General features: G+C 36.6%; 1 protein-coding gene. It reads right to left on the bottom strand.

Annotated features, from left to right (window positions below; translation table 11 throughout):
- Nucleotides 1-80: 80 nt before the first annotated feature.
- Nucleotides 81-1,076, bottom strand: a complete 996-nt coding sequence (locus GQR46_RS19865) for an alpha/beta hydrolase (protein ID WP_165742248.1) — start codon at nt 1,074-1,076, stop codon at nt 81-83.
- Nucleotides 1,077-1,232: the final 156 nt, after the last annotated feature.

Raw genomic sequence — 1,232 nt, 5'->3', positions numbered from 1 at the left:
GCTTAATAAAGCGCTGATGGTTTATACCCTCAGCGTTTTTTTATGTTCGCTATAAATACTAAACCAAAATAAAAGGCTTACTATTGAGCTAGCTTATTCATAAAGTCGATAATGTACTTTGCAATTTCTACTGGTTTTTCTTCAACGCTAAAGTGCCCTGAATCGAGTAAATAGAGTTCAGCGTTCGGTACATCTTTTAAGTATGCTTTAGCGCCTTCGGCTATGAATGCTGGGTCGTTTTTACCCCATACAATTAACGTTGGTGGTTGGTACTTGCGTAAATAAGCTTGCCACTTTGGATAGTCGAGAAGGTTGTTGTAGTAATCTTGTAGCAATTGCACTTGAATTACTCTATCGGCTTTGGTTTGTAAAAAGTGAAGATCGTGCGTCCAGCTATCTGGGCTCATCACTTCTGGGTTACTTTGTACGTCTCGTAAATACTGCTTATTAATAATGGCTTGTTCAGACGTGAACGAATAAATTTTATCTTGCTGAGCTTTCGAACTATCTTCATTCGCGGCTTTAAAAAATGCTTGCCTCGGTAGGGTTAGCCCCTCTAAATACGCATTACCATTTTGTACAATAAGTGCATCAAGTTTATTAGGATTACTTAACAGCATTCTAAAGCCTACAGGTGCTCCAAAATCTTGAATGTAAAGGCTGTAGCGCTTTACTTTAAGCGTTGTCAGTAGTCCTTCAACATATCTAGCCAGTAACTCAAATGTATATTTTTGATCCCCAAGGTTTGGGCGGTCGCTATAACCTGAGCCTAAATAATCAGGTGCTATCACATGATAACGCCCAGATAAAAGCGGAATAAGCTCACGGTAGCTATGTGATGACGACGGATAACCATGTAAAAGTACAATTGTTTGCTCATGTTGCTTGCCTGCTTCTCGATAAAATATTTTTTTACCATTTACGTTTGCATATTTGTAAGTGGTTTTTGAAGGCCATACAGCATCTGTGGCGTACACTTTGGCGGTAAGTGTAGACATAGATACTAATAAAAACACAATAAATGAGGCGATGTGAGCAGGTCTTATTTTAAGATTGTTTTGTATATCTGGGTGCATAACTAAACTCGTTAATGTTTTGGTAATACTGCTTTATTAACAAATTAGACCAGCCATCTTAATAATTACATTCATTAAAACTTCCAATTTACTTAAATGTCTAAGTATAAAATATAATAATTGTTAACAGTTTAACCTCTAAAATATCAATTCGAA

This window comes from Pseudoalteromonas sp. Z1A6 (assembly GCF_011378745.1).
Lineage (GTDB): Bacteria > Pseudomonadota > Gammaproteobacteria > Enterobacterales > Alteromonadaceae > Pseudoalteromonas > Pseudoalteromonas arctica.
The sequence above is the reverse complement of the archived record's forward strand: the minus strand, read 5'-3'. Positions and strand labels throughout refer to the sequence as shown.

Coding starts and splice junctions, on each gene's coding strand:
- GQR46_RS19865 (WP_165742248.1), bottom strand. CDS start 1,076: ATGCACCCAGATATACAAAACAATCTTAAAATAAGACCTGCTCACATC.